Source organism: Microbacterium gorillae, from assembly GCF_050990725.1.
Classification (GTDB): Bacteria; Actinomycetota; Actinomycetes; order Actinomycetales; family Microbacteriaceae; genus Microbacterium; species Microbacterium gorillae_A.
In genome coordinates this window covers 3,287,953-3,307,935 of record NZ_CP158844.1, presented here as the reverse complement: position 1 = coordinate 3,307,935, position 19,983 = coordinate 3,287,953, and the positions used below count along the sequence as shown (strand labels likewise).

The 19,983-nt window shown below is 66.9% G+C and carries 18 protein-coding genes; 2 read left to right on the top strand and 16 right to left on the bottom strand.

Features of this window, described 5'->3' with window-relative positions; translation table 11 throughout:
• Positions 1–111: 111 nt before the first annotated feature.
• Positions 112–1,332: a hypothetical protein gene (locus ABTV68_RS15280; protein ID WP_433674562.1), complete on the bottom strand. Its 1,221-nt coding sequence runs from the start codon at positions 1,330–1,332 to the stop codon at positions 112–114.
• A gap of 432 nt (positions 1,333–1,764) precedes the next feature.
• Entirely contained in the window at positions 1,765–2,646 is an 882-nt protein-coding gene (locus tag ABTV68_RS15275) for an SDR family oxidoreductase (protein WP_433674561.1), read from the bottom strand.
• Between the two features lie 78 nt (positions 2,647–2,724).
• Here ABTV68_RS15275 and ABTV68_RS15270 point away from each other — a divergent pair, with 78 nt between their 5' ends.
• Positions 2,725–3,300: a TetR family transcriptional regulator gene (locus ABTV68_RS15270; RefSeq protein WP_433674560.1), complete on the top strand. Its 576-nt coding sequence runs from the start codon at positions 2,725–2,727 to the stop codon at positions 3,298–3,300.
• An 18-nt stretch (positions 3,301–3,318) separates the two neighbouring features.
• Here ABTV68_RS15270 and ABTV68_RS15265 read toward each other — a convergent pair whose 3' ends face one another.
• From ABTV68_RS15265 to ABTV68_RS15205, 13 genes are all read right to left on the bottom strand, one after another.
• Positions 3,319–4,044: an SGNH/GDSL hydrolase family protein gene (locus ABTV68_RS15265; protein ID WP_433674559.1), complete on the bottom strand. Its 726-nt coding sequence runs from the start codon at positions 4,042–4,044 to the stop codon at positions 3,319–3,321.
• Entirely contained in the window at positions 4,041–5,198 is a 1,158-nt protein-coding gene (locus ABTV68_RS15260; protein ID WP_433674558.1) for a DUF4185 domain-containing protein, read from the bottom strand. The genes ABTV68_RS15265 and ABTV68_RS15260 overlap by 4 nt, the downstream gene beginning before the upstream one ends.
• Before the next feature lie 44 nt (positions 5,199–5,242).
• Complete coding sequence (locus tag ABTV68_RS15255; protein WP_433674557.1) at positions 5,243–7,366, bottom strand: hypothetical protein; 2,124 nt, start codon at positions 7,364–7,366, stop codon at positions 5,243–5,245.
• Positions 7,367–7,381: 15 nt separating this feature from the next.
• The gene (locus ABTV68_RS15250) at positions 7,382–8,194 is read right to left on the bottom strand and encodes a carbohydrate ABC transporter permease (RefSeq protein ID WP_433674556.1); all 813 of its coding nucleotides are present in this window, start codon (positions 8,192–8,194) and stop codon (positions 7,382–7,384) included.
• 1 nt (position 8,195) lies between these two features.
• Positions 8,196–9,071 carry a carbohydrate ABC transporter permease gene (locus ABTV68_RS15245; protein WP_433674555.1) on the bottom strand — a complete coding sequence of 292 codons (876 nt, stop codon included), beginning with the start codon at positions 9,069–9,071 and terminating at the stop codon, positions 8,196–8,198.
• 8 nt (positions 9,072–9,079) lie between these two features.
• A complete protein-coding gene (locus tag ABTV68_RS15240; RefSeq protein WP_433674554.1) occupies positions 9,080–10,330 on the bottom strand; it encodes an ABC transporter substrate-binding protein in 1,251 nt (416 codons plus the stop codon).
• 147 nt (positions 10,331–10,477) lie between these two features.
• A complete protein-coding gene (locus ABTV68_RS15235) occupies positions 10,478–12,301 on the bottom strand; it encodes a class I mannose-6-phosphate isomerase (RefSeq protein WP_433674553.1) in 1,824 nt (607 codons plus the stop codon).
• Complete coding sequence (locus tag ABTV68_RS15230; protein WP_433674552.1) at positions 12,298–13,191, bottom strand: ROK family protein; 894 nt, start codon at positions 13,189–13,191, stop codon at positions 12,298–12,300. Before ABTV68_RS15230 ends, ABTV68_RS15235 begins: the two co-directional genes overlap by 4 nt.
• Before the next feature lie 158 nt (positions 13,192–13,349).
• A complete protein-coding gene (locus tag ABTV68_RS15225) occupies positions 13,350–14,375 on the bottom strand; it encodes a LacI family DNA-binding transcriptional regulator (protein WP_433674551.1) in 1,026 nt (341 codons plus the stop codon).
• 182 nt (positions 14,376–14,557) lie between these two features.
• Complete coding sequence (locus tag ABTV68_RS15220) at positions 14,558–15,358, bottom strand: SDR family NAD(P)-dependent oxidoreductase (protein WP_433674550.1); 801 nt, start codon at positions 15,356–15,358, stop codon at positions 14,558–14,560.
• A complete protein-coding gene (locus ABTV68_RS15215; RefSeq protein ID WP_433674549.1) occupies positions 15,355–15,843 on the bottom strand; it encodes a MarR family winged helix-turn-helix transcriptional regulator in 489 nt (162 codons plus the stop codon). The genes ABTV68_RS15220 and ABTV68_RS15215 overlap by 4 nt, the downstream gene beginning before the upstream one ends.
• 108 nt (positions 15,844–15,951) lie before the next feature.
• Positions 15,952–16,212 carry a hypothetical protein gene (locus tag ABTV68_RS15210; protein WP_433674548.1) on the bottom strand — a complete coding sequence of 87 codons (261 nt, stop codon included), beginning with the start codon at positions 16,210–16,212 and terminating at the stop codon, positions 15,952–15,954.
• Positions 16,209–16,679, bottom strand: coding sequence for a hypothetical protein (locus tag ABTV68_RS15205; protein ID WP_433674547.1), 471 nt, complete (start codon positions 16,677–16,679; stop codon positions 16,209–16,211). The genes ABTV68_RS15210 and ABTV68_RS15205 overlap by 4 nt, the downstream gene beginning before the upstream one ends.
• Positions 16,680–16,898: 219 nt before the next feature.
• On the opposite strand from ABTV68_RS15205, the gene ABTV68_RS15200 reads away from it, so the two are divergent.
• Positions 16,899–17,840: a GlxA family transcriptional regulator gene (locus ABTV68_RS15200; protein ID WP_433674546.1), complete on the top strand. Its 942-nt coding sequence runs from the start codon at positions 16,899–16,901 to the stop codon at positions 17,838–17,840.
• Between the two features lie 11 nt (positions 17,841–17,851).
• Here the strand turns inward: ABTV68_RS15200 and ABTV68_RS15195 are convergent, their stop codons facing one another.
• Positions 17,852–19,981, bottom strand: coding sequence for an FtsX-like permease family protein (locus tag ABTV68_RS15195; RefSeq protein WP_433674545.1), 2,130 nt, complete (start codon positions 19,979–19,981; stop codon positions 17,852–17,854).
• Positions 19,982–19,983: the final 2 nt, after the last annotated feature.

The following is a 19,983-nucleotide window of genomic DNA, read 5'->3' as shown; positions in this document are numbered from 1 at the left end:
CAGGCGGCCGACCTCGACTTGCACGAGGGGTGGCAGTAAGAAGCAAGTCCGGTAGAAAAGCGCATCGAAGGCTACGTGCGTCCTCGGAAAGACGTGTGGACCGACCGAGCTCTACTTCGTGCTGACCTGCTCCCAGAACTGTGGGTAGAACTGGGACAGCGGGCTCTCCGAGGTAGCGCCTTCTTCGAGAGCAGCGCGACATTGCCTGGTGATCTCTTGGCGATGCAGGTCAATCTGAGGAACGAGCGTGTAGATGTCAGTCATGTCAATGTGGACGGTTCGGTACTGGCCCACGTCGAAAGGGAGCTTGTCGGATGTGCGGATGATCTGGACGATCGGCTTTCGCGTGGCGTGTCTGAGCGCTAGCTCATAGTAGACATTTGGGTTGCCAAAGCTGAGGTCCGCGATCACGAGAGCAGCGCGCGCCACGTGGTCCATCACTTGCCCCGTGATCAGTCCTGGCTTGCTGATTCCATCTGCCCTAATTGCGCGGAGCCCGAGTTCCGCTAGTGCTGGCTCGAACAAGGCCGAGAGCATCAGGTCGGCGTGCTTTCTTTCCTCCGAGTCGGAACTGCCAATCGGAGATATGACAAAGCACACGTCTTCGAGGCCGTCAGTCGATGGCTGCTTTCGCGTGACCCTTGACGGCGGGGTTGCAAGTTGAGATAGCTCCGCTTGCTGGTACTCTTCACCGCTCTCGGAATCTCGGTCTCCGGGCTCGGCATCGCTAAGCGCATCAATCGCGGCGTCGACGGTTACGAGGTGTTCCGAGCCGCCGATGTTCCTGATTAGACCGAGTTCTCGAGAATTGGCCAGGAAGGTCTCCACGCACTCTGCGACGAAACTCTCATCGACACCTGACTCGCGAGCCGAATCGCGAAGAACCTCGGCGGTGGGGAGCCTACTGCCGGAGTATTTATCATATATTGCTTTGAACGGCGCGATCTTGATGATCGCGAGGTCAAGGCTTGCTTCCAGTCGTGCACGATCGGGTGCAGTTGGATTCGAAGCGATTTTCCCAGTGGGGGTCAGGTCAAGCCACTCCGCGGAATATCCACCGGTGGTGATTCCATACTGAACGCTGCTGGTGATCAGTTTCCGCGTTGGACCGCTGTCGGGAGAGCGATCCAGTGCCTCGAACAACGTTAGCCGGCGAGTGCGCTGGCCAGCACCGTGCTTCTGTATCGCCTGCGCAAGAAACAGAGCCTCTTTGAAGGATGTGGCCGGAAACGGCCGGACGGTACGCTTCTTCCGTGAGGATGAACCGTTCGCGCCGGCGTCCTCGACAGTAGGCTCCGCGGCGGCGGAGGCTGGGCTCTCATCGTCTGACATGTATCGAAGATACTGGATTGAAGTGGCAACGGGCGGGGCCGAGGCATTTCGATGAGTTGAGTACGTGTTGAGGCGATGCCCCAGGAAGCATGCGCCATGTCGTCTTCTCCGATACAGTCGCACGGCGTGTCCCCCAAACCGTCTGAAGGTCGAGACGACGCTTTCGCTGCTGTCGTGCGGCGTGTGAGTGCGGTCTATCTGGTGAGGGGATAGTGGTGTTCGGCTCCGTCTAGTCGATCCTGTCCCTGCTTCAAGTAACGCCGAACCGCCCGTGTTCCCAGGCCGGCTGGAGCACCGCGTCCTGTGTTCTAACAGGGCTTTCGGTCACTCGACGCACCTCAGTGCATGCGATTGGGGTCCGGCCTGGCTCACTAGCACATCACACCCCCACTCGCGGTCTGCGAGCAGGGGTGTGTGCATTTCCGTGGCGTCTCAGGGCTGGACGAGCTCGAGATCCTCGAGGAGCGAGGGGTGGGTCGGAGTCCAGCCGAGCTCTGCGCGGGTGATGGCGGAGGACGACGGCTGATCGGCCGCGAAGATCGGGCCGAGGGGGCCGAATGTCTCGATCGGCTGGGACGCCACCGGAACGCCGAGGCGGCGGCCGATGACGGCTGCGATATCCGCGACGGCATCTCCCTCGTCCGCGACCGCATGCCACGACGTGCCGGCCGGAGCATTCTCGAGAGCGAGGCGGAAGAGGACGGCGGCGTCGAGTGCGTGCACCGCGGGCCAGCGCTGCATGCCGTCGCCGGGGTAGGTCGCGGCGCCGGCGCGACGGGCGGCCTCGGTGAGGATGCCGGCGAAACCACCGGTGCCGTCACGGTGCACCGTGCGGGGGAGGCGGATCGCGGAGCTGCGCACGCCTCGCGAGGCAAGATCGAGGACGGCGTTGACCGCCAGGGCGCGCCCACCGGTTGGGCCCTCGACGTTGAGCGGATCGGTTTCCTGCGACGCGCGGCCGGGGACGAGCGGGGTTCCCGCGACCGTGACGAGGGGTCGGTCGGTGCCTACGAGAGTCGTCCCCAGTGCGTCGAGTGCTGCCGCCTCCTCGGCCACGGCTTCGGCGAGAGCCTGCTGACTGCTGAAGTCGTTGCGGAAAGCGAGGTGGATCACGCCCTCGGCATGGTCCGCCTCGCGACGAAGCAGATCGAGGTCCGCAAGATCGCCTCGAACGGCCGTCGCGCCCGCCGCCTCGGCGGCGCGGACCGACGCGTCAGAACGGGCGAGGGCTGTGACGGCATGGCCGTGCGCGACGAGTTCCGAGACGACGGCTGATCCGACCAAGCCGGTACCGCCGGTCACGAATACGTTCATGGATACTCCTAGTGATGAGACGTTAGTCCCATCACCGTACCACTTATCGGACTAAAGTCTCATCACTAGACTGGAGGCATGGCACGATGGGATCCCGGCGCGCGAGACAGGCTTGTGCTCGCAGCAGTCGACCTCTTCACCGAGCAGGGGTACGACAACACGACCGTGGCGCAGATCGTGGAGCGGGCGGGCGTCGCTCGCAGCACCTTCTTCCGCTACTTTCCCGACAAACGCGATGTGCTCGCAGCGGGCCAGGAGACGCTGTCCCGGCTCTTCGCCGAGGGCATCGCCGATGCGCCTGCCGGCGCGGCGGCGCTGGACCTCGTCGCCGCGGGCTTGGACAACGCCGCAAGCGCCATGGGTCCGCTCAACCGCGAGCTCGGGCCGCGCCTCAAGGCGGCGATCGCGGCGAGTGAAGAGCTGCAGGCGCGGGATGCGGCCAAGAGCGCCGGTCTCGCCGCGGCGATCTCCGAAGCGCTGGTCCTACGCGGGATCGATCTCGCGACCGCTCGGGTCGCGGCCCAACTGGGCGTGCTGGCGTTCGGGCTCGGGTTCACGGAGTGGTCAGCGTCGGACAGCGATGAGGCGACCCCGACCCGCGCCATTCGCGACGCGCTCGCGCAGGTGCGCGGAGCGCTCGCGAGCCTCGCCTGACGTTCGAGAGCGCCCACGTCACACCGGCGGCCACGCGGGATGCTCGGCCACCACGACGCGGGCGGCGAGGTCGATGAGCACAGGCGAGCGCGGCACGAGCGCGTCGAGTCCGAGGCCCAGCGCGAGTTCCAGCGCGAGCAGCGCGTGGCCGGCGGCGTTCGGATGGAAGGCGTCGTCGAGCAGTCCCCACGGCATTCCCTCATTGCCGGGGCCCGTGCCCGCCGAGAACTCCGTGAATCGCGCGTGCTGGTCGACGAGCACCACGTCTTCCCGGGCCGCGACATCGCGGATGCGCTGCGCGAACTCGCCGATCCGCTCCCGATCCGGCGCACGCAGAAGGTCGATGGTCGGCGGCGTCTGCAGCACGGGGACAGCATCGATCTCTCGCACGCTGCGCACGAACGCGGCGACAGATGCCTCGAAGGTCGAGGGATCGATGACGGTGTCCAACCACTCCGTGGTGCAGTCATTCGTGCCGATCATCAGCGTGACGACATCGGGCCGCCAGTTCGCCACGCGACGGTCGAAATCGCCGAGCACCAGATCGGCCCGCCACCCGGTGATCGCGGTGTTGATGACGATGTCCTGCACGCGGCCGAGGTCGCCCCGGATCAGCTCGTGCAGGTGATCGACGTAGTTCCGCGCACCCCGCGTATGGATGAGGCCGTGCGTGATCGAATCGCCCGTGAACACCCAGGTGAGCGGCTGAGGGGAGCCGATCAGGCGGGCAATGTCGCGCGTCATCCCGTCACCCGGAGCTGGACGTCGATGAACCGGGGACGGTAGATCGACGCGTCGTCGAAGACATCACCCACGTTGTCGAAGGTGTTGACGTTGTACGACACGAGGATGCGGTTACCGGTGCGGAGGTTCGGATGCTCGTGCGCGTTGTAGGTGAACACATCGGCATCGCCATAGCTGCCGACCAGCCCCGTCTCCGGGGTTCGATACAGCTCGACCGGCTCCGTGAACGGACCGATCGGCGAGCACGAGGTGCGCGCCACGATGCGCGTGCTGAACAGCTCGGACGTGTCCTGCGTCACGAGCAGGTACCCGTCACGATACGACGCAACGCTGAACTCGTTGGCGACGTACGGCACCACGGGGACGGCGCTCGTCTCCTGTGTCGACCAGCCAGTTCCGTCCCAGTACGTCCAATCACCGCCGATGCCGTCGCCGTGCGCGCGGGCCACGTACGCGGAGCGCACGCCGCCGGGATCGGCGATGCCGTAGATGTAGGTGGTATCGCCCTCTTCGAGCGTCCACGAGCCCCAGTTGATGCCGGTGGCCGACGGCCGGTCGACGATCGACTCGAGTTGCAGGGTGTCGCCGTTGAGAGTGGCGAGTCGGTTCGCGGTCCAGGCGAAATCCCACTGGCCAGCGCCGGTGCGCGCGAACTGCAGCAGCGGCACCTGCACGGTGTCACCGGGGCCGGGAGTGGGGTCGCCGATCCAGTACCAGCGTCCGTCCGCTTCGGGCGGGATGATCCCTGCCGGTTCGTCGGCCGTTCCTCCGGTGATCGTCGTGAACTCGCCATGACGGTTCTGCACGACGACCGAGTTGTTGACGAAGGGGGAGTCCTGCGGGCGGGAGCCGTCGGGGTTCACGGTTCCGAGGAACGAGTCCGAGAAGAACCAGCCCGTCGTACCCTTGTCCAGCGGCAGGGAGAAGGTGCTGTCACCGCCCGTCCACGCGCCGCCGGTGTTGCCGTAGCTCGTGAACTGCGAGGTCAGCGTCTGGTTGACGGATGCGGTCGCCGTCAGTGTGCGATCGACCAGGTGGCACGCCCCCGCGCTGTCCGCTCCCGACGGAGGCCTGGCAGCGGCGGGAATCGCTCCCACGGTTCCTGCGCAGAGCGCGGCGGCGGCGATGGTCGCCGCGATCGTGCGGATTCTCATGCGATCACTCCTTCGTGGTCTTTTCCGTTGTGTTGTCGCGGATCTCACCGCGTCGGGGACGTCCGCTCGACGCGGCCATCGGCATGCACGTCGTACACGCGGTCATGAACGCGAAGCCCGTGAAGCACCGCGTGCGGATCGAGAGCGCTGACGCATCCCGCAGCGCGCACATCGCTGTCGACGGTCACCTCGACACCGAACAGCCCCTCCAACACCAACTCGATCCAGGCACCCGACGACGAGCAGGCCCAGTCGATGATGTACGGCAGCTGCGGCGGAGCCTTGCGGGCACCGCCGTTGATACTCGGCACGGCTTCGTCCACGAAATGCGCCTGTCCCATCGGGCCTTGGTTGGCGGTACGCGACAAGCCCTCGATCCAGTCGGTCAGGACGTCCGGAGCACCCAGCGCGGCGAGCGCTCGACCCGCATCCGCGGGCCACGCCGGGTACGCGCCGTTCCACTGATGGTCGGGACGCACGCTGTAGCTCGCGTCCGGATCCCAGGGTGACAGCGCCCGCATCCAGTTGTCCGTCTGCAGCTCTCGACGGAAGAAATCCACCATCTCGGCACGCACGTCGGGAGCGAGGTCGGCGGCGATCGTGGTGCCGACGATGCTGAAGTCGTAGCAGTGGCGTACCGGCAGCAGCGTGCCGTCGGGCTGTCCGGCGGCGAAGACGCCCGTGCCAGGGAGGTAGCGGCTCGTGACCTCCGGCACCAGTGCGTCGGCCTGGGCCCGCAGCTCCGCGCTCGCGGTGGTATCGCCATGCAGGTCGAGCAGATCGGCGGCAGCGCGCATGCTCCACACGTTCGCCGCGTTGAGGCTCGCCACCTCGTGGGTGTAGGAACTGACGCACTCGAGCAGGTTGTCGATCTCCCCGTAATCGGCCAGTGCCGTGCCCTGGCGCAGCGTCTCCCACGCCGTAGCCCACTGTCGCACCGACTCTGCGACGCTCTGATCACCCACCAACTCCCTGAGGAAGTTCGTGTCGCCCGTAAAACGCACATAGTCGTGCACAAGGCGGGTCATCGCGTAGTCGTTCACCGAGTACCACCGCCCGACCGGGCCTCCGGTGAGCGACGATGTCCCGAAGTGAGAGTGGATATCGAGTGAGATCCAGTGCCGCACCTGCCGCCGCATCTCGGCGGGATCCAGCAGCGCATGGCTGACCGAGCTGAGGCTGTAGTCCCAGATGAACGTCGTGGTGCCCCAGTAGTTGGGCATGAGGGTGTCATAGGAGCGACCGAGCACGTTGCCCTCGAAGTCGCGCCGGAACCAGATGACGCCCAGCACCGCCCACCAGTACAGACGGCGCAGCGGCGCTGAGGTCGTCTCCAAGACCGGGAGTGACCCCGAGAACTCCGCGTCGTCAGGGTCGAATGCCGCGCTGAGCTGCCGGTTCCAGAACTCCTCGGCGGAGGTGACTGCGGCCGACACATCTGCGGCGGCCGCCGCATAGACATCGGCGGCAGCCTGCTCCGTGGTGCCGATCGCGTGGACGTAGCCGGTGCTCGCGGTGCCGCCGGACGGCACCGCGAGCTCGATGGCCAGCTCGCCCCCACGGCCGTTGCCACCGATTCCGGTTTCGAACTGATCGGGGAGCTCGGCCACACCACTCAGCGCCGCCGCTCCTCCGATGAGCCCCTGCACGCTCCACGCAGTGCCATCCGCCGCGGAGAACACCAGGCGTTCGCCCTCGACCGTCGCCGCGTTGCGGGACGAGGGAGATTCCGCGTCGAGCCAGGCATCGGGTGATCGAGTGACCCGTGCGGCCGCCGACAGGCCGAGACGTACCGTCCGCTGCGAAGGGCCCGGATTGCGCACCGCGATGTGCATCGCGACGGCCGTCCGCCCGGGTACGCACACCGTGGTCGTCTCGATCTCGAGGCCCGCCACCGACGCTCGCCGCACCACGCGGTCGGGCCGCCACTCGTGCGTCACCGGCACACCGTATGACGCGAATAGTCGCCCGTCGACGAAGAGCACTGCCGTCTGGGTCAGTCCCTGCGACACCGGAGGGAACTGCACGGCGCTGATGGCGGTGAGGTCGTGATCGACCCGCACCGTTCCGAGCAGGTTCGTGAGTCCCGAAGGCGCGATCATGTCGTCGTCGTGATGGGTGACCGGGTCGGCGGCGAGGTCGTCGACGGTCGGAGTGAGGGGGAGCATGATGCCTTTCGATGGTCAGTACTGACCCAGGGCGAGACCCTTGGCGAAGAACCTCTGGGTGCACAGGAACAGCACGACGGTGGGCAGGGAAACCAGCACGGCCGCCGCAAGCACGACCGACAGCTGCGCGCCGCCGTACGTGCTCTGCATGCCCGACAGCGTGGTGATGATCGGGCGGATGTCATCGGACTGGCTGAGCGTCAGTCCGAGCAGCAGGTCGTTCCACACGAAGGTCGCCTGCAGGATGAAGATCGCGACCAGCGCGCTCGACGCCATCGGCAGATACAGGCGCGTGAAGATCCGCCAGGTGGTGGCACCGTCGAGCACGGCAGCCTCGAACACGTTGTGCGCGACGCCCGTGAAGAAGTTGCGCATCACGAACGCGGAGAACGGCACCGAGATGACGGTGTAGATCAACACCATGCCCACGCGCGTATCGAACATACCGGTGCGTGAGTAGGCGTCGAACAGCGGCAGCAACACCATCTGCAACGGGAACACTGTGCCGCCGAAGATCACGACGAACCAGAGGAACCCGCGCTTGATGCGCAGGGCCACGATCGCGAAACCTGCTGCCGCACCGATCAGGACGGCGATGGTGGGCGACACGATCGAGTAGATCAGGGTGCTCAGGATGCTGTCGCCCAGGCCGGACAGCGCGAAGGCATCGGCGAAGTTCTCGAACAGGTGGAAGTCGGTGGGGACCCACGACGTCTTCGACGTGAAGGTGGTGGGGTCCTTCATGGCGTTGACCACGAGGAGGTAGGCGGGCAGCAGCCAGATGATGCCCAGGACGATCAGGACGACAGTGCGGATGATCTTCGACATGTCACATCTCGTTCTTCGGAGAGAGCTGCTGACGCAGGTACAGCACGGACGCGACGAGGGTGATGACCGTGAGGAACACCGCGATCGCCGAGCCGAGGCCGTAGTCGCTGTTCACGAAGGTGTCCTTGTACATCGTGAGAGCCAGGGTCTCCGAGACGGTTCCCGGTCCACCCTTGGTCATGCCCCAGACGATGTCGAAGGTCTTCAGGCTCGCGACGATCGAGAGTCCGACGACCACAGCGGTCAGGGGACGCAGCATCGGCCACAGAATGCTGCCGAAGAGGCGCACGCCGCTGGCTCCGTCGATGCGCGCGGCCTCGAGGGGCTCCTTCGGAACCGCCTGCAGACCGATCGTGAACAGCAGCGCGTTCACACCGACTCCCTGCCACGCCGAGGCGATGATCATGACCAGCGTGTTGAGCGGGGCATCGAGCAGCCAGCGTGGGGGATCGGTGATCCCGAAGACGGCGAGAGCCTGATCCAGCGCTCCACCCGACGACAGGATGAACGACCACACCACACCCACGCCGATCCCGGAGAGAGCGTAGGGGATGAGGAAGGGGAGGCGCAGCCAGATGCCGCCGCCCAGGTTCCACGTGAGCAGGGCGATCGCGAGGCCGATGCCGACCGGGATGATCAGCGTGCCGATCACCCACAGCACGGTGTTGAGCAGCGAGCCGACGAAGTCGGCATCGGTGAACATCTCGACATAGTTGTCGAGCCCGATCCACTTCGGACTGCCGAGACCGTTGTACCTGGTGAAACTCAGGAACACCGTCCACAGCAGCGGCAGGTAGAGCAGCACTGCCACCAGGATCACGCCCGGGGCGATGAAACCCCGGGCGGACCACTGATAGGGCGTTTTCTGGGTCGCCATCCGCCGCGCTACTTCTGCTCGGCCCAGTACTTGTCGGCGGTCGCCTGGATCTTCTCGAGGAAGGGAAGCGGGTCGCCGGGGTTCGCGTTGAAGGCACCGAACTGCTCGATCGCGGTTGTCACGATCTCGGTGGGCATCGCCTCGAAGAAGCGGTCGTACAGCGAGTACCCGTCGCCCGCGATCTGCTCACCGATCTCGGCGAGAGCGGGGTCAGCGACAGTCGCCTTCGGGTTGAACGCGACGTCGCCGTGCGCAGCGTTCCACGCGGTCTGTGCGTCGGCCGACATCCACCACTCGGAGTACGCCAGTCCAAGGTCGCGCTGCGAGGAGTTCTCCGCCACGCAGATCGGGCCCGACTCGACGGCCACCGGGGTGGTGCTGAGGCTGTCGTTCACGGCGGGGATCGCGAACATGCCGTAGTCGTCGGTGGTCATTCCGGCGCCTTCGAGGTTGCCCGCGAAGAACGTGCCGAAGTTGATCATCGCGAAGTCGCCCTGCTTGAGCGCAACGGCAGGATCCGTCGTGCTGCCCGGGTCGCTGAACCAGCCGTTCTTCTGCTCGTCCAGCCAGACGTTCATGACATCGACGATCTTGGGGTCCGTGTACTTCACCGAACCGTCAGCGAGCCCGGCGTAGAGGTCGGGGTCGGTGGATGCGACGAGGTGCTGGAACCACTGGAAGGTGAACAGCGTGCTGGTCTGGTAGTACGGGGTGACTCCGGCAGCCTTCAGCTTCGTGGCCGCAGCATCCAGCTCATCCCACGTCGTGGGCACCTCGATGCCGTTGTCGGCGAAGGCCGCCTTGTTGTAGAACATGATCCAGTAGGCGATGTTCATCGGCACGCAGTACTGCTTGCCGTCGTAGGTGTAGCTCTTGGCGAGATCCTCGCTCACCCACCCCTCGTCAATCGCCTTCTTCCAGATATCGGTGGTCTCGGCGACCAGCCCCTCGTCGACCAGCTGGGTCAGTGAGTCGCCAGTGTGCCAGGTGAACAGTCCCGGCGACTTCGAGGTGCGGAAGGACTGCTTGATGAAGGCGTCGTACTGGTTGGCGTCCGAGTATCCGGTGGTCTTCAGCGTGATGTCGACGGCGTCGCCGCTTGTGCTGTTGAGCGACTCGAAGTCCGGCTTCCAAGCCGCCTTGTCGGTGTAGAAGTCGAGCGTGCCGGTGACCTCGCCGGATGATCCGGTGCCAGAGCCGGAGCCGGAGTCACCCGAGCATCCGGCGAGTGCCAGTCCGCCGATAATCACGCCGGCCATGGCGGCGGCGAATCTGCGTCGCGAAAACATACAGAACTCCCTTGTTCGATTGGTATCGTTACCACCATGCGTGGGTTTACGGTACCAAGGTGATCGGTGCGGTGCAAGAGACCCCGTGTGGAGACTCCCGGTGTGTGGACTACGTGTTCAGTTGTCACTCATGCGCGAGCCGCGCACAAAGGCCTTGACCGTGGCGAACCGGGGGCTGCGTGAGTCCTCGGTTCGTTCGATCCGGTAGGGTCCGACCGCGGCCGGCACGATGAAGGTCTCGGCATAGTGCACCGTGAAGGGTTCGAAGGCTGCGGTCGGGCTGACCACACGCGCCTCGTCTCCCTCGACCAGATTCAGGACGTTGACGGTGCCGTCGGTGTCGTGGTTCGCGCCCTCGGTGAACCAGTGCCTGCGAGTCTCGATGAACTCCAGCTCGTGCAGGCCGGTGCTCTCCTCGGTCACCTCGCCGTCAGCGTGGATCGTCTCGACCTGACCCACGAGGTTCTCGGTCACCCATGACGTGTCGCGATCCCACTGGATGTTGCGCGCCCCGTGGTCGAGATGCACCGGGCGGGGGATGCCGTCCAGGCCGACACGGCCCCAATCCCAGAGCTTGAACGTGAAGATGAAGGGCGTGGCCGAGATCTCGAGCACCATCGAGTTCGCACCTGAGCAGTGCACGGTGCCCGCAGGGATGGCGAAGTGGTCGTGCTTGCGCGCTGGGAAGGAGTTGACGTACTTCTCAGCCGGGAACGGGTGATCGCCGTCCTGCGCGGCGGCGAGGTCACGCAGCATCTCCTCCCGATCGATGCCCTCCTTCGTGCCGAGATAGACCATCGCATCGTCACCGGCGTCCAGCAGGTAGTAGCTCTCGTCCTGCGTGTAGTGCATGCCGAAGGTGTTCTGGATGTAGTCCGTGAGCGGGTGGACCTGCAGGCTCAGGTTGCCGCCGTCCATCGTGTCGAGAAAGTCGAAGCGGATGGGGAACTCGGCGCCGAATCGTGCGAATGTCTTCGCGCCGAGCAGGTCGACCGGGCGGCTGAAGACGAGGTCGAGTGCGGGAAGCTCGATCACCCCGCCCTCGCCCTCCAGGAGCAGCGAGTTCTCCTCGGGCACGCAGTCGAAGCACCAGGCGTAGTTGGCCTTCGATGGATCGAGCCCGATGAGGCTCTTCATCCACTGGCCGCCCCAGACGCCGGGGTCGAAGAAGGGCACGACACGGAAGGGGCGGCTCGACGCGTTCTGCAGCGCCACGCGGAAGGCGTCACCGGTGATCATGCCGGCATCCGGAGAATCAGGGTGCGGTTCGGCCGGGGCGATCGCGTTGCCGTCGAGGACGAAATCGACCGATTCGAAGAGGGTGCGCTTGTGGCGATCCGCGACGCGCCACTCGACGAAGAACCCGCGCTTGTACTTGCGGAGATTGTCTTCGCCGGCGTTGTCTGCGCGCCAGTTGGTGGCTCCGGCGCGCTGGCGCAGCTGGATCTCCCACCGCGCCAGATCGACCAGCACCGTTACCGGCCGCGCGACGAGGCGCTCGCGCAGGAGGGTGGCCCCCCACCCGAGGACGACGGTGCGGGGTCCGGTGGTGGCGGCCAGATCCTCGAGTCGAGCGGAGTCATAGAAGTCGGTGAGCACGAAGTGGCTCATGACTCCGAACACCCGGTCGTCGGTGAGGTTAGGCGCGATGAGCTGTTCGATCTCGGCGAGTGGCCGAGCGGCGGACTCGACATCGACGATCGTCCACTCGGGAAGGGCAGTGGAGATCTGTGCGGTCAGCTCGCGCAGGTCCACGCCGGGGTAGGTGTCGACGAGCAGCACAGGATCGACGTGGCGATCCTCGGCCAGCGCTGCCGCCGCCTGCCAGGCATCGGCGCCGCGCAGGATGCGCTCTCCCGGCGGCAGCGGAACGGTCGGCTGAGTGTCGTAGCGGCCCCGCACGGTGTGGCCTTCGTGCATGTCACTGATCGGGGTGCTCACTGTTCCTCCTGGGTGTGGCGGTTGCCGCGCGAGCGTGCCAGCACGCTCAGGCCGCGGACGACCGAGAGTTCTGGTTCGGACGGGACGACGAAGCGGGGGGTCCTGATCGACGGCCAGGCGTGCGAGCGCACGTACGCCTCGAGCGGCTCGCGCACGGCGTCCCCGGCGCGCAGGACGCCGCCCGACAGGACCACGACCGCGGGGTCATACACGTGCACGAGGGTCACGACCGTCGCGCCCCACACGTGCAGGAATCGGTTGCGGATGCGGTCGCGGTCGATGTCATCGGGGGCGGTGGTGAAGAGGTCCCTCATGCTGAGATCCGTCGACTCGCGCAGCACCCACGCGCTGGCGCACGCCTCGGCGCAGCCGATGTTCCCGCAGGGACAGACGGGACCGTTGAGGTCCACCGTCACGTGCCCGCCGAGGATGCCGGCGTGGCCGCTCTGGCCACGGAGCGCAATGCCGTCGATCATGGCGGCGGTCCCAATGCCGGTGCCGAGCGTGACGAGCACGACGTCCCGGTCGGCGGCGGCACTTCCCGTCGTCGTCTCACCGATGAGGGCAGCGCGAGCGTCGTTCTCGACGGCCGCCCCGACGCCGAACTCGTGGCGCGACCAGGCGCTCAGGTCGAAATCGCGCAGGTGGTCGTACTTCGCGTTGGCATGAACCATCCGTCCCGTGGCCGGATCGACCACGCCGGGGACGGCGATGCCGACAGCATCCGGACGTGCACCCGTTCGCGCAAGGAGGGCACGTGCTTCGGTCGCGGCGGTCGTCAGATCTTCCGCACCGCTGCGGACGGCTGCCGCACGAGACGCGACCACGCGGTGGTCGACGGTGACGGCGAGTTTGATCTCGGTTCCGCCGAAGTCGATGCACAGCTCCATTGCTTCCTCCTTCGTGGTTGGTAACGTTACCAAGCTACTTTCGATGGTGTCAACACTGAATTCTGGAGGTGTGTCATTGCGCCCGGGAGAGGGCGCGGGAGCGTCGTCGGTCGACGGGAAGCTCCGCGTCGGTGGTGTCCCGATGTGAGCAGGGGCGCTCAGCGCACGCCGACGCGCAGCGACACCGGCAGCTCGATCGCGCGCGGCGAGGCATCGCGATGAGCGCCCTCGAGGCGGTCGAGGAGCAGGCGTGCCGCTGTGCGCCCGAGCTCACGGGGATCGTGATCGATGACGCTGATCGGCACGGGGGAGAGCTCAGCGAGCTCGAAGTCGTCGAAGCTCATGATCTCGGGGAAGTCGCCGACCGAGCGCAGCCCCGTGTGCAGCTGTTGGTGGATCTCCTTGACCGCGCCGATGGCGTTGCGGTTGTTGGCACAGAAGACCGCGGTCGGCGGGTTCTTGGCGTGCAGCAGCGAACGCATCGCCTCGCGCGCCTGCTCGACGGTCTGCTGGTTCGTGGCGATGAGGCGTGGATCGGGATGGAGGCCGCGTTCCTCCATCGCCCGCAGGAATCCAGCGTGGCGACGCTCGCCCGTGAAGATCGAGAGGGCGTTTCCGAGGTAGCCGATCCGCGTGTGGCCGCGATCGATCAGGGCGATGGTGCCACGGTGAGCACCGTCATCGTCGGTGAGGACCACGCTGTCCGCGGTGAGGGCGTCGATGCGTCGGGCGGCCAGAACGACCGGAACGCCCTGGTTCTGTGAATGGGCGAGATGCTCGGATGCCGATCCCGCGGGCACCACGATGAGACCATCGACGCGGCGACCGAGGAAGTCGTTCACGAGCGCGACCTCCCGACCCACGTCTTCGGAGGTGTTGCCGAGCAGGATGCGCCGACCGGCCAGCGCTGCCTCCTCTTCGACCCCCAGGGCGAAGGTGCTGTAGTACGGGTTGGCGATGTTCGTGATCGCGACGCCGATGAGTCCGCTGGAGTGGCCCGGACGGATGCTCCGGGCGTTCTCGTTGCGGTGATAGCCGAGCTCGGTGACCGCAGCGAGCACACGCTCCTGCACATCGGGTTTGACGTTGAGGCCGCCGGACAGGGTGCGCGATACCGTCATCGGGCTCACGCCCGCGCGCTGCGCGACCTCCTTGATGGTGGGACGGTGAGCCCTCTCGCCCATATCGTGCCCTCCGACTCGTCCCTGCCCATCGGCCCACGGTGCCGCCGATCTGTAGGGAACGTTATCAGCGATGCACGCCCCTCCGCGGTGTTGCGGGGCCATATCCGGTCGGCACTGTCCCACGCGTGCACGGCGAAACGGGGGAACCTCCGTGGTGGCGAAGGTTCCCTCGTTCCCGGGTGTCAGTGCTGGTCGGCCCAGCTCCAGATGTCGTCGCCGCGGAGCGTGGCGTCGGCACCGCCATCGTCGTAGACGACCTGGCCGGCCATGTGGGTGTTCTCCACGCTCGTGAGCCAGATGAGCAGGTTCGCCACGGACTCCGGCGGCTGGTGGCTGTTCAGGGGCATCGGCACCGAAGCATCGACCATCGCTGCGCCCTCGGGGGTTGCGAGGAGCCCGGCGGTCATCGGGGTGAGGACCGTGCCGGGTGCGACGGCGTTCAGCGGGATGCCGGCGCCGGCCCAGGCCGGCGTGATGGACTCGCGGCGCACCCAGCGGGCGAGGGCGCGCTTCGACGACGGGTACACGAGGTAGCCGATCTCGGGACCCTGTGCGGTGAGCTTCTCCGCCTCGGCGAGGGCGGTGGCTTCGTCGCCGGCCAGTGCGGCGGCCACGATCTCCGGGGAGTTGGGCTGCAGCGAGGCCATAGAGGACACGACGGCGGCGCGAGGCGCGTCGGAGCCGGCGAGCGCGGGAAGCAGTGCCTCCAGCAGCTCGGTGACGCCGAAGAAGTTCACGGCGACGGTCGCGGGGATCGGCGCCGAGATGCCGGCGCACGCGATGACGGCGTCGATGGTTCCGCCCGCAAGCTCCGTGGCCTTCGCAGCGGCCTCCTGACGCCCGGCGGGCGTGGAGAGGTCCGCGTCGACGTCCGTACCGCGCAGGTCGATGCCGATGACGCGCTCGCCACGTTCGGTCAGCAGCCGCGCGGTGGTGGCGCCGATGCCGGACGCGGCACCGGTGATGACGTAGGTACGGGTCATGAGATCTCCTCTGATCGGTGTTCTTTCGGATGAACCGACGGCCCGGTGAGGCCGGCGGTGAATCGGTGCATCATGTCGGCGAACCGTCGTCGATCGGCGTCCGGCCACGCGCCCAGTGCGGCGTGCACGGCGACCAGACCCTGCTCCACCAGCGCTTCGAACGCGCGGGTGCCGCGGTCGGTGAGTGAGACGATGACGGCCCGGCCGTCACTCGGGTCATCGCTACGCGCGATGAAGCCGGCGGCTTCCAGGCGCGCGATCTGCTTGGTCATCGTGGGACGGGTGATCCGCAGCATGACGGCCAGGTCGCTGACGCGCTTCGGGCCGTCCAAGCCCAGCAGGTAGATCGGCTGCACGTCACCGGCGTCGATGTCGACTCCCGCGATGCGCGCGAACTCGGCGTGCACGGCAGTCGACGACCACTGCGCCATCAGTCGTGTGAGCGAGGACAGCAGCACGGTCTCCGGCGTCGGCGATGTGGTCATGACCACAGCCTACGCTGAATAGTTGCCTCAGGGAACTAGTTTCGCGCGTCGAAAGATGGAAATCGCATCCCCAACGACCGTCGGAGATGCGATTTCCAGCTCCGCGCGTCAGGCCTCGGGGCGATCGGGGGCGGCACGCGACGCGAGGAGGCCGCCGATACCGGGGATCAGCGCCCGGAGCCAGACGCGACGAGAGCCACCATGCACGAGAACCGCCGCGATGACCGTGGCGGTGTACGCGAGGCCATGCACGGGGCCGAGGATCTGCGACACCTCGCGCGCGTGAACGGTGGCGAGGTTCAGCAGCATCAGCACCAGAGTGGCGAGTTCGACGGTCCCGACGATCTGCAGAATCCGGCGGGGGCTCACAGCCCGACCCCGGTGGTCGATCCGGGGCGATAGATCATCAGCACGACCACGACCGCCCAGAGCAGATTGAACACGCCGGTCAGCATTCCCAACCTGCGGATCGGGGAGACTACGGCCGATTCTCGTGCATCGAGCTGACCCACGACACGGGTCTGATTCGGCAGGATGACGCCGGCAAGCAGGAGGGCCGCAACTGCGGTGAGGATCATGGACACGATCAACCATGCGTCACCCAGCACCCCGATGCTCGCACCTGTCGCAACTCCGAACACCGGGACGAGCACCCCGATCACTGCGTAGACGCGAGTGATCCGATGCAGGATGCGCACCACGGCGACGTTCTTCGAGTCGTGGGGCCCATCGAAGGCGATACGCGCGAACCGCGGGAACATGCTCGCCGCGATCGCGACCGGGCCGATCGTGAGGATCGCCGCAAGCACGTGGACGGAGAGGAGGAACGCGCTCACGCGGCGATCCTCACGTCCAGCGCGAGGGTTTCGAGCGGGGCGACGACGTCACGCGGACCGGATCCGTCGAACGGGGCGATCTGAGTGCGAGGGCGAGGCATGAGGGCTCCTTTCGGGGGTCGCTCCTCATGGTTCCCGCGTCCTGGCCACCAGGGCCATGGCGATCTAGTCATATATCTCCTGTTTCTCGCCATCCGTCGCTCAGGCTATGATTCCGGCATGTACACGGTTTTCGTGCTGGCGCTTCCGGATGCGATTGCATTCGATATGGCCACACCGATCGAGACCTTTCGCCGCGTTCGCCTCCCCGATGGCAGGCCTGGTTACCGTCTGCTCGTGGCCGGCCACCAGCAGACGGTGCAGGCAGGGGCGTTGACGATTGCCGTTGATGAGGGCCTCGACGCACTGGAGCGGGCGGACCTCATCGTGGTGCCGGGAAGGAATGACCCCTCCGTTCCCACGCCGCCGGTGGTCCTCGCGGCTCTACGGGAAGCGTCAGCACGCGGAACCCGGATCGCATCGATCTGCGTGGGGGCGTTCACCCTGGCGGAGGCTGGATTGCTCGATGATCGGCCGGCGACGACTCATTGGGTCGCCGCGGATGCGTTCACATCCCGCTTCCCCCAGGTGCACCTCGACCTGGAGGTGCTCTACGTCGATGACGGCACCGTTCTCACCTCCGCCGGTGCGGCGTCCGGCATCGACCTGTGTCTGCACATCGTCGAGCGTGACTACGGCTCTGCGGTGGCGGCGGATGCCGCGCGCTTGGCAGTCGCTCCGCTGCATCGTCCGGGTGGTCAGGCGCAGTACATCGTCCGCAATCGTCCGACCCCGCGGATGTCGTCGTCGCTGGGTGAGACCCTCGCATGGATCGAGCGCAACGCGCACCGTGAGATGACCCTCGCCGATATCGCGTCGATTGCTCGCGTGAGCACGCGCACGCTTACGCGGAGATTTCAGGACGAGACCGGGCAGAGTCCGATGCAGTGGGTGTCCGGGGTGCGCATCCGTCACGCCCAGGAACTCCTCGAGACGACCGATTACACCGTCGATCGGATCGCTGCGCAGACCGGATTCTCGACAACGAGCAACTTTCGCGCCCAGTTCGGACAGCTGCTCGGCGTGACGCCGGGCGCCTACCGCACGGCGTTCCGCTCCTGACCCTGCCTGGATCACTCGTAGCGGACCTGCTCCCGCCGCAGCAGCCGACGGCCGGCGAACGAGGCGATCCAGATCGCGAACGCCGCCATCACTGCCGTCGCGATGAGAGCGATCGGCATCAGCGGGTCGGGCCAGCCGACCGTGCGATCTGCGGAGAGAGACGTGATCAGCAGCCACGCCGTGAGGTAGCCGGTGCCCGCAGCGATGGCCGTGACGCCGATGAGAGGCACGAGAGTCTCCCGCGTGATCAGTCCACGCAGGGTGGTGGTGGGCATCCCGATCAGGCGCAGCAGAGCGAGCGTGCGACGGCGGTCGTACAGCGCGGCAATCGTCGCCATGACGAGCACGGACGCCGCGAGCAGCGTCGCGATGACGATGGCGAAACGGCCGATCTCGGCGAACTGGATGGCCAGATTCGTATCGGCGTTGGAGACGAACTCACCGCGCGTCCAGGCCCCGGCGCTCGGATCCACGTCGGGCAGGGTGAGCAGGATCGTTCGAACTCGCTCGATCGCCGCAGGTGTGCCGTCGGTGCGGATGATCACCGCGGCAACCGGCAGGCCGGTGACGTGCGTGAGGTCCGTGCTCATCAGCGCAGCCGTGTCCGGTGCGAGAGAGAAGATGCCGCCCACGACGGAGAGGACAGGACCGTCCGGGATCGCGGCGGCCCCGAGCCGCGCGGCCTCATCAGAGGTGAGGAAAGTGCCGTCAACGTTCCCGTGGGCGACGATCACATCGCGTACCCCGGGAGCCTGCCGGGCCGCGGCGAGTACGTCGACGAGCACCGCCTCATCGACCGGATGCTCGGCGGCCGGGTTGAACTCCACCGCGACGGCGTCGGAGGGGAGCAGCACATCGCTGCCGAAGGAATCGGCGTCGGCGCGTGCGGTGACCGCGGTGGCGAACAGGGACACGAGGAATGTCGCCGCGACCAGGCCCGCGACGGAGCGGAACACCGCGGCCGGAGTGCGGACGATCCGTCGCGAGGCGAGGACACCGGCACCGCTCGTGGCCGTCGCCGCATACACGCGTCCCGTGAGATACGTGATGTACGGCCCCGCGATGACGAGGCCGACCGCGAGGACGGCGAAGCAGGCGATGACGGCGATCGTGGCCGGGATCGGGAGAGCGGAGCCCGCGACGCGCACCCCGATGAGCGCGAGCAGACCGACGAGGAACGGCACGACGCGCCAGAACCGTGGGGCGCGCTCGAACACGGCCTGCGTGGTGGTGGCCTGTGCTCCCGAGCGCCGCGCCGACCAGGTCGCCGCGAAGACCGACCCGACGATGACGACGAGAGTCACCAGGACCAGGGTGCCGATATCGACGGTGAGATCCTCGAGGGTCAATCGTTCGCCGGCCACGCGCAGCAGCGTCAGCAGGGGGCGCGTGATGAAGAACAGGGCGATACCCACGGCGGCGCCGATCGCGGCGCTGAGCCCCGCCTCCGCCGCGGCCGTCCGCACCAGGAATCGTCCCGAGGCGCCGATGGTCCGCAGGGTCTGATTGCGCTCGGAGCGCGCGGCGGCGCCGAGGGAGGTGGCCACGCTCACGAGCAGGAACGCCGGCATCAGCAGGGCGATCGCGCCGACGACGGCGAGGGCCTGATAGTTCTCGTTGCCTCCGAAAGTCTGACCGTCGAAGGGCGTCACGGCCAGCGCCGAGCGCATGACCGCGACCGACTCCGGCGTCGCGCCGACGATGACGGCGAGCGTGTCCGGGCTGGGCAGCAGCTCTGCCGGGATCTCGCCGGCGAACGTGCCGTAGCGATCGCCGAGACGGTCGGCGGGGGTCGCCGTGATCAGCTCGACCAGCGCGGGGGAGGCGAGGTAGTCGCCGGGCGCGGGTGGCGCGCTGATTCCGGGAAGGGGGATCCCCGAGTCGGGAACCGACGCATCCATCCGACTGATGCGGTGTCCCTGGAAGATGTCGGTCCCCGTCGCCACGACCGTCTCATCCGCCGACGGAGCGGAGACCGCTGTACCGGAGGGATGCAGCCACGCACCGCGCAGGTCGCGAGCTTCCATCGCGCCCGCGCCGGCGATCAGCATCAACACGACCAGGACGCCCGCCGCCACACCGGCCGCGATCGCCGCCAGCCTGCCCCAGATTCCGCGACTGCCGAAGGTCAGCAGCCGCATCG

Excerpts from the sequence above, each read along its gene's own strand:
- ABTV68_RS15280 (WP_433674562.1), bottom strand. The coding sequence starts at position 1,332 with ATGTCAGACGATGAGAGCCCAGCCTCCGCCGCCGCGGAGCCTACTGTC.
- ABTV68_RS15275 (WP_433674561.1), bottom strand. The coding sequence starts at position 2,646 with ATGAACGTATTCGTGACCGGCGGTACCGGCTTGGTCGGATCAGCCGTC.
- ABTV68_RS15270 (WP_433674560.1), top strand. The coding sequence starts at position 2,725 with ATGGCACGATGGGATCCCGGCGCGCGAGACAGGCTTGTGCTCGCAGCA.
- ABTV68_RS15265 (WP_433674559.1), bottom strand. The coding sequence starts at position 4,044 with ATGACGCGCGACATTGCCCGCCTGATCGGCTCCCCTCAGCCGCTCACC.
- ABTV68_RS15260 (WP_433674558.1), bottom strand. The coding sequence starts at position 5,198 with ATGAGAATCCGCACGATCGCGGCGACCATCGCCGCCGCCGCGCTCTGC.
- ABTV68_RS15255 (WP_433674557.1), bottom strand. The coding sequence starts at position 7,366 with ATGCTCCCCCTCACTCCGACCGTCGACGACCTCGCCGCCGACCCGGTC.
- ABTV68_RS15250 (WP_433674556.1), bottom strand. The coding sequence starts at position 8,194 with ATGTCGAAGATCATCCGCACTGTCGTCCTGATCGTCCTGGGCATCATC.
- ABTV68_RS15245 (WP_433674555.1), bottom strand. The coding sequence starts at position 9,071 with ATGGCGACCCAGAAAACGCCCTATCAGTGGTCCGCCCGGGGTTTCATC.
- ABTV68_RS15240 (WP_433674554.1), bottom strand. The coding sequence starts at position 10,330 with ATGGCCGGCGTGATTATCGGCGGACTGGCACTCGCCGGATGCTCGGGT.
- ABTV68_RS15230 (WP_433674552.1), bottom strand. The coding sequence starts at position 13,191 with ATGGAGCTGTGCATCGACTTCGGCGGAACCGAGATCAAACTCGCCGTC.
- ABTV68_RS15225 (WP_433674551.1), bottom strand. The coding sequence starts at position 14,375 with ATGGGCGAGAGGGCTCACCGTCCCACCATCAAGGAGGTCGCGCAGCGC.
- ABTV68_RS15220 (WP_433674550.1), bottom strand. The coding sequence starts at position 15,358 with ATGACCCGTACCTACGTCATCACCGGTGCCGCGTCCGGCATCGGCGCC.
- ABTV68_RS15215 (WP_433674549.1), bottom strand. The coding sequence starts at position 15,843 with ATGACCACATCGCCGACGCCGGAGACCGTGCTGCTGTCCTCGCTCACA.
- ABTV68_RS15200 (WP_433674546.1), top strand. The coding sequence starts at position 16,899 with ATGTACACGGTTTTCGTGCTGGCGCTTCCGGATGCGATTGCATTCGAT.
- ABTV68_RS15195 (WP_433674545.1), bottom strand. The coding sequence starts at position 19,981 with ATGCGGCTGCTGACCTTCGGCAGTCGCGGAATCTGGGGCAGGCTGGCG.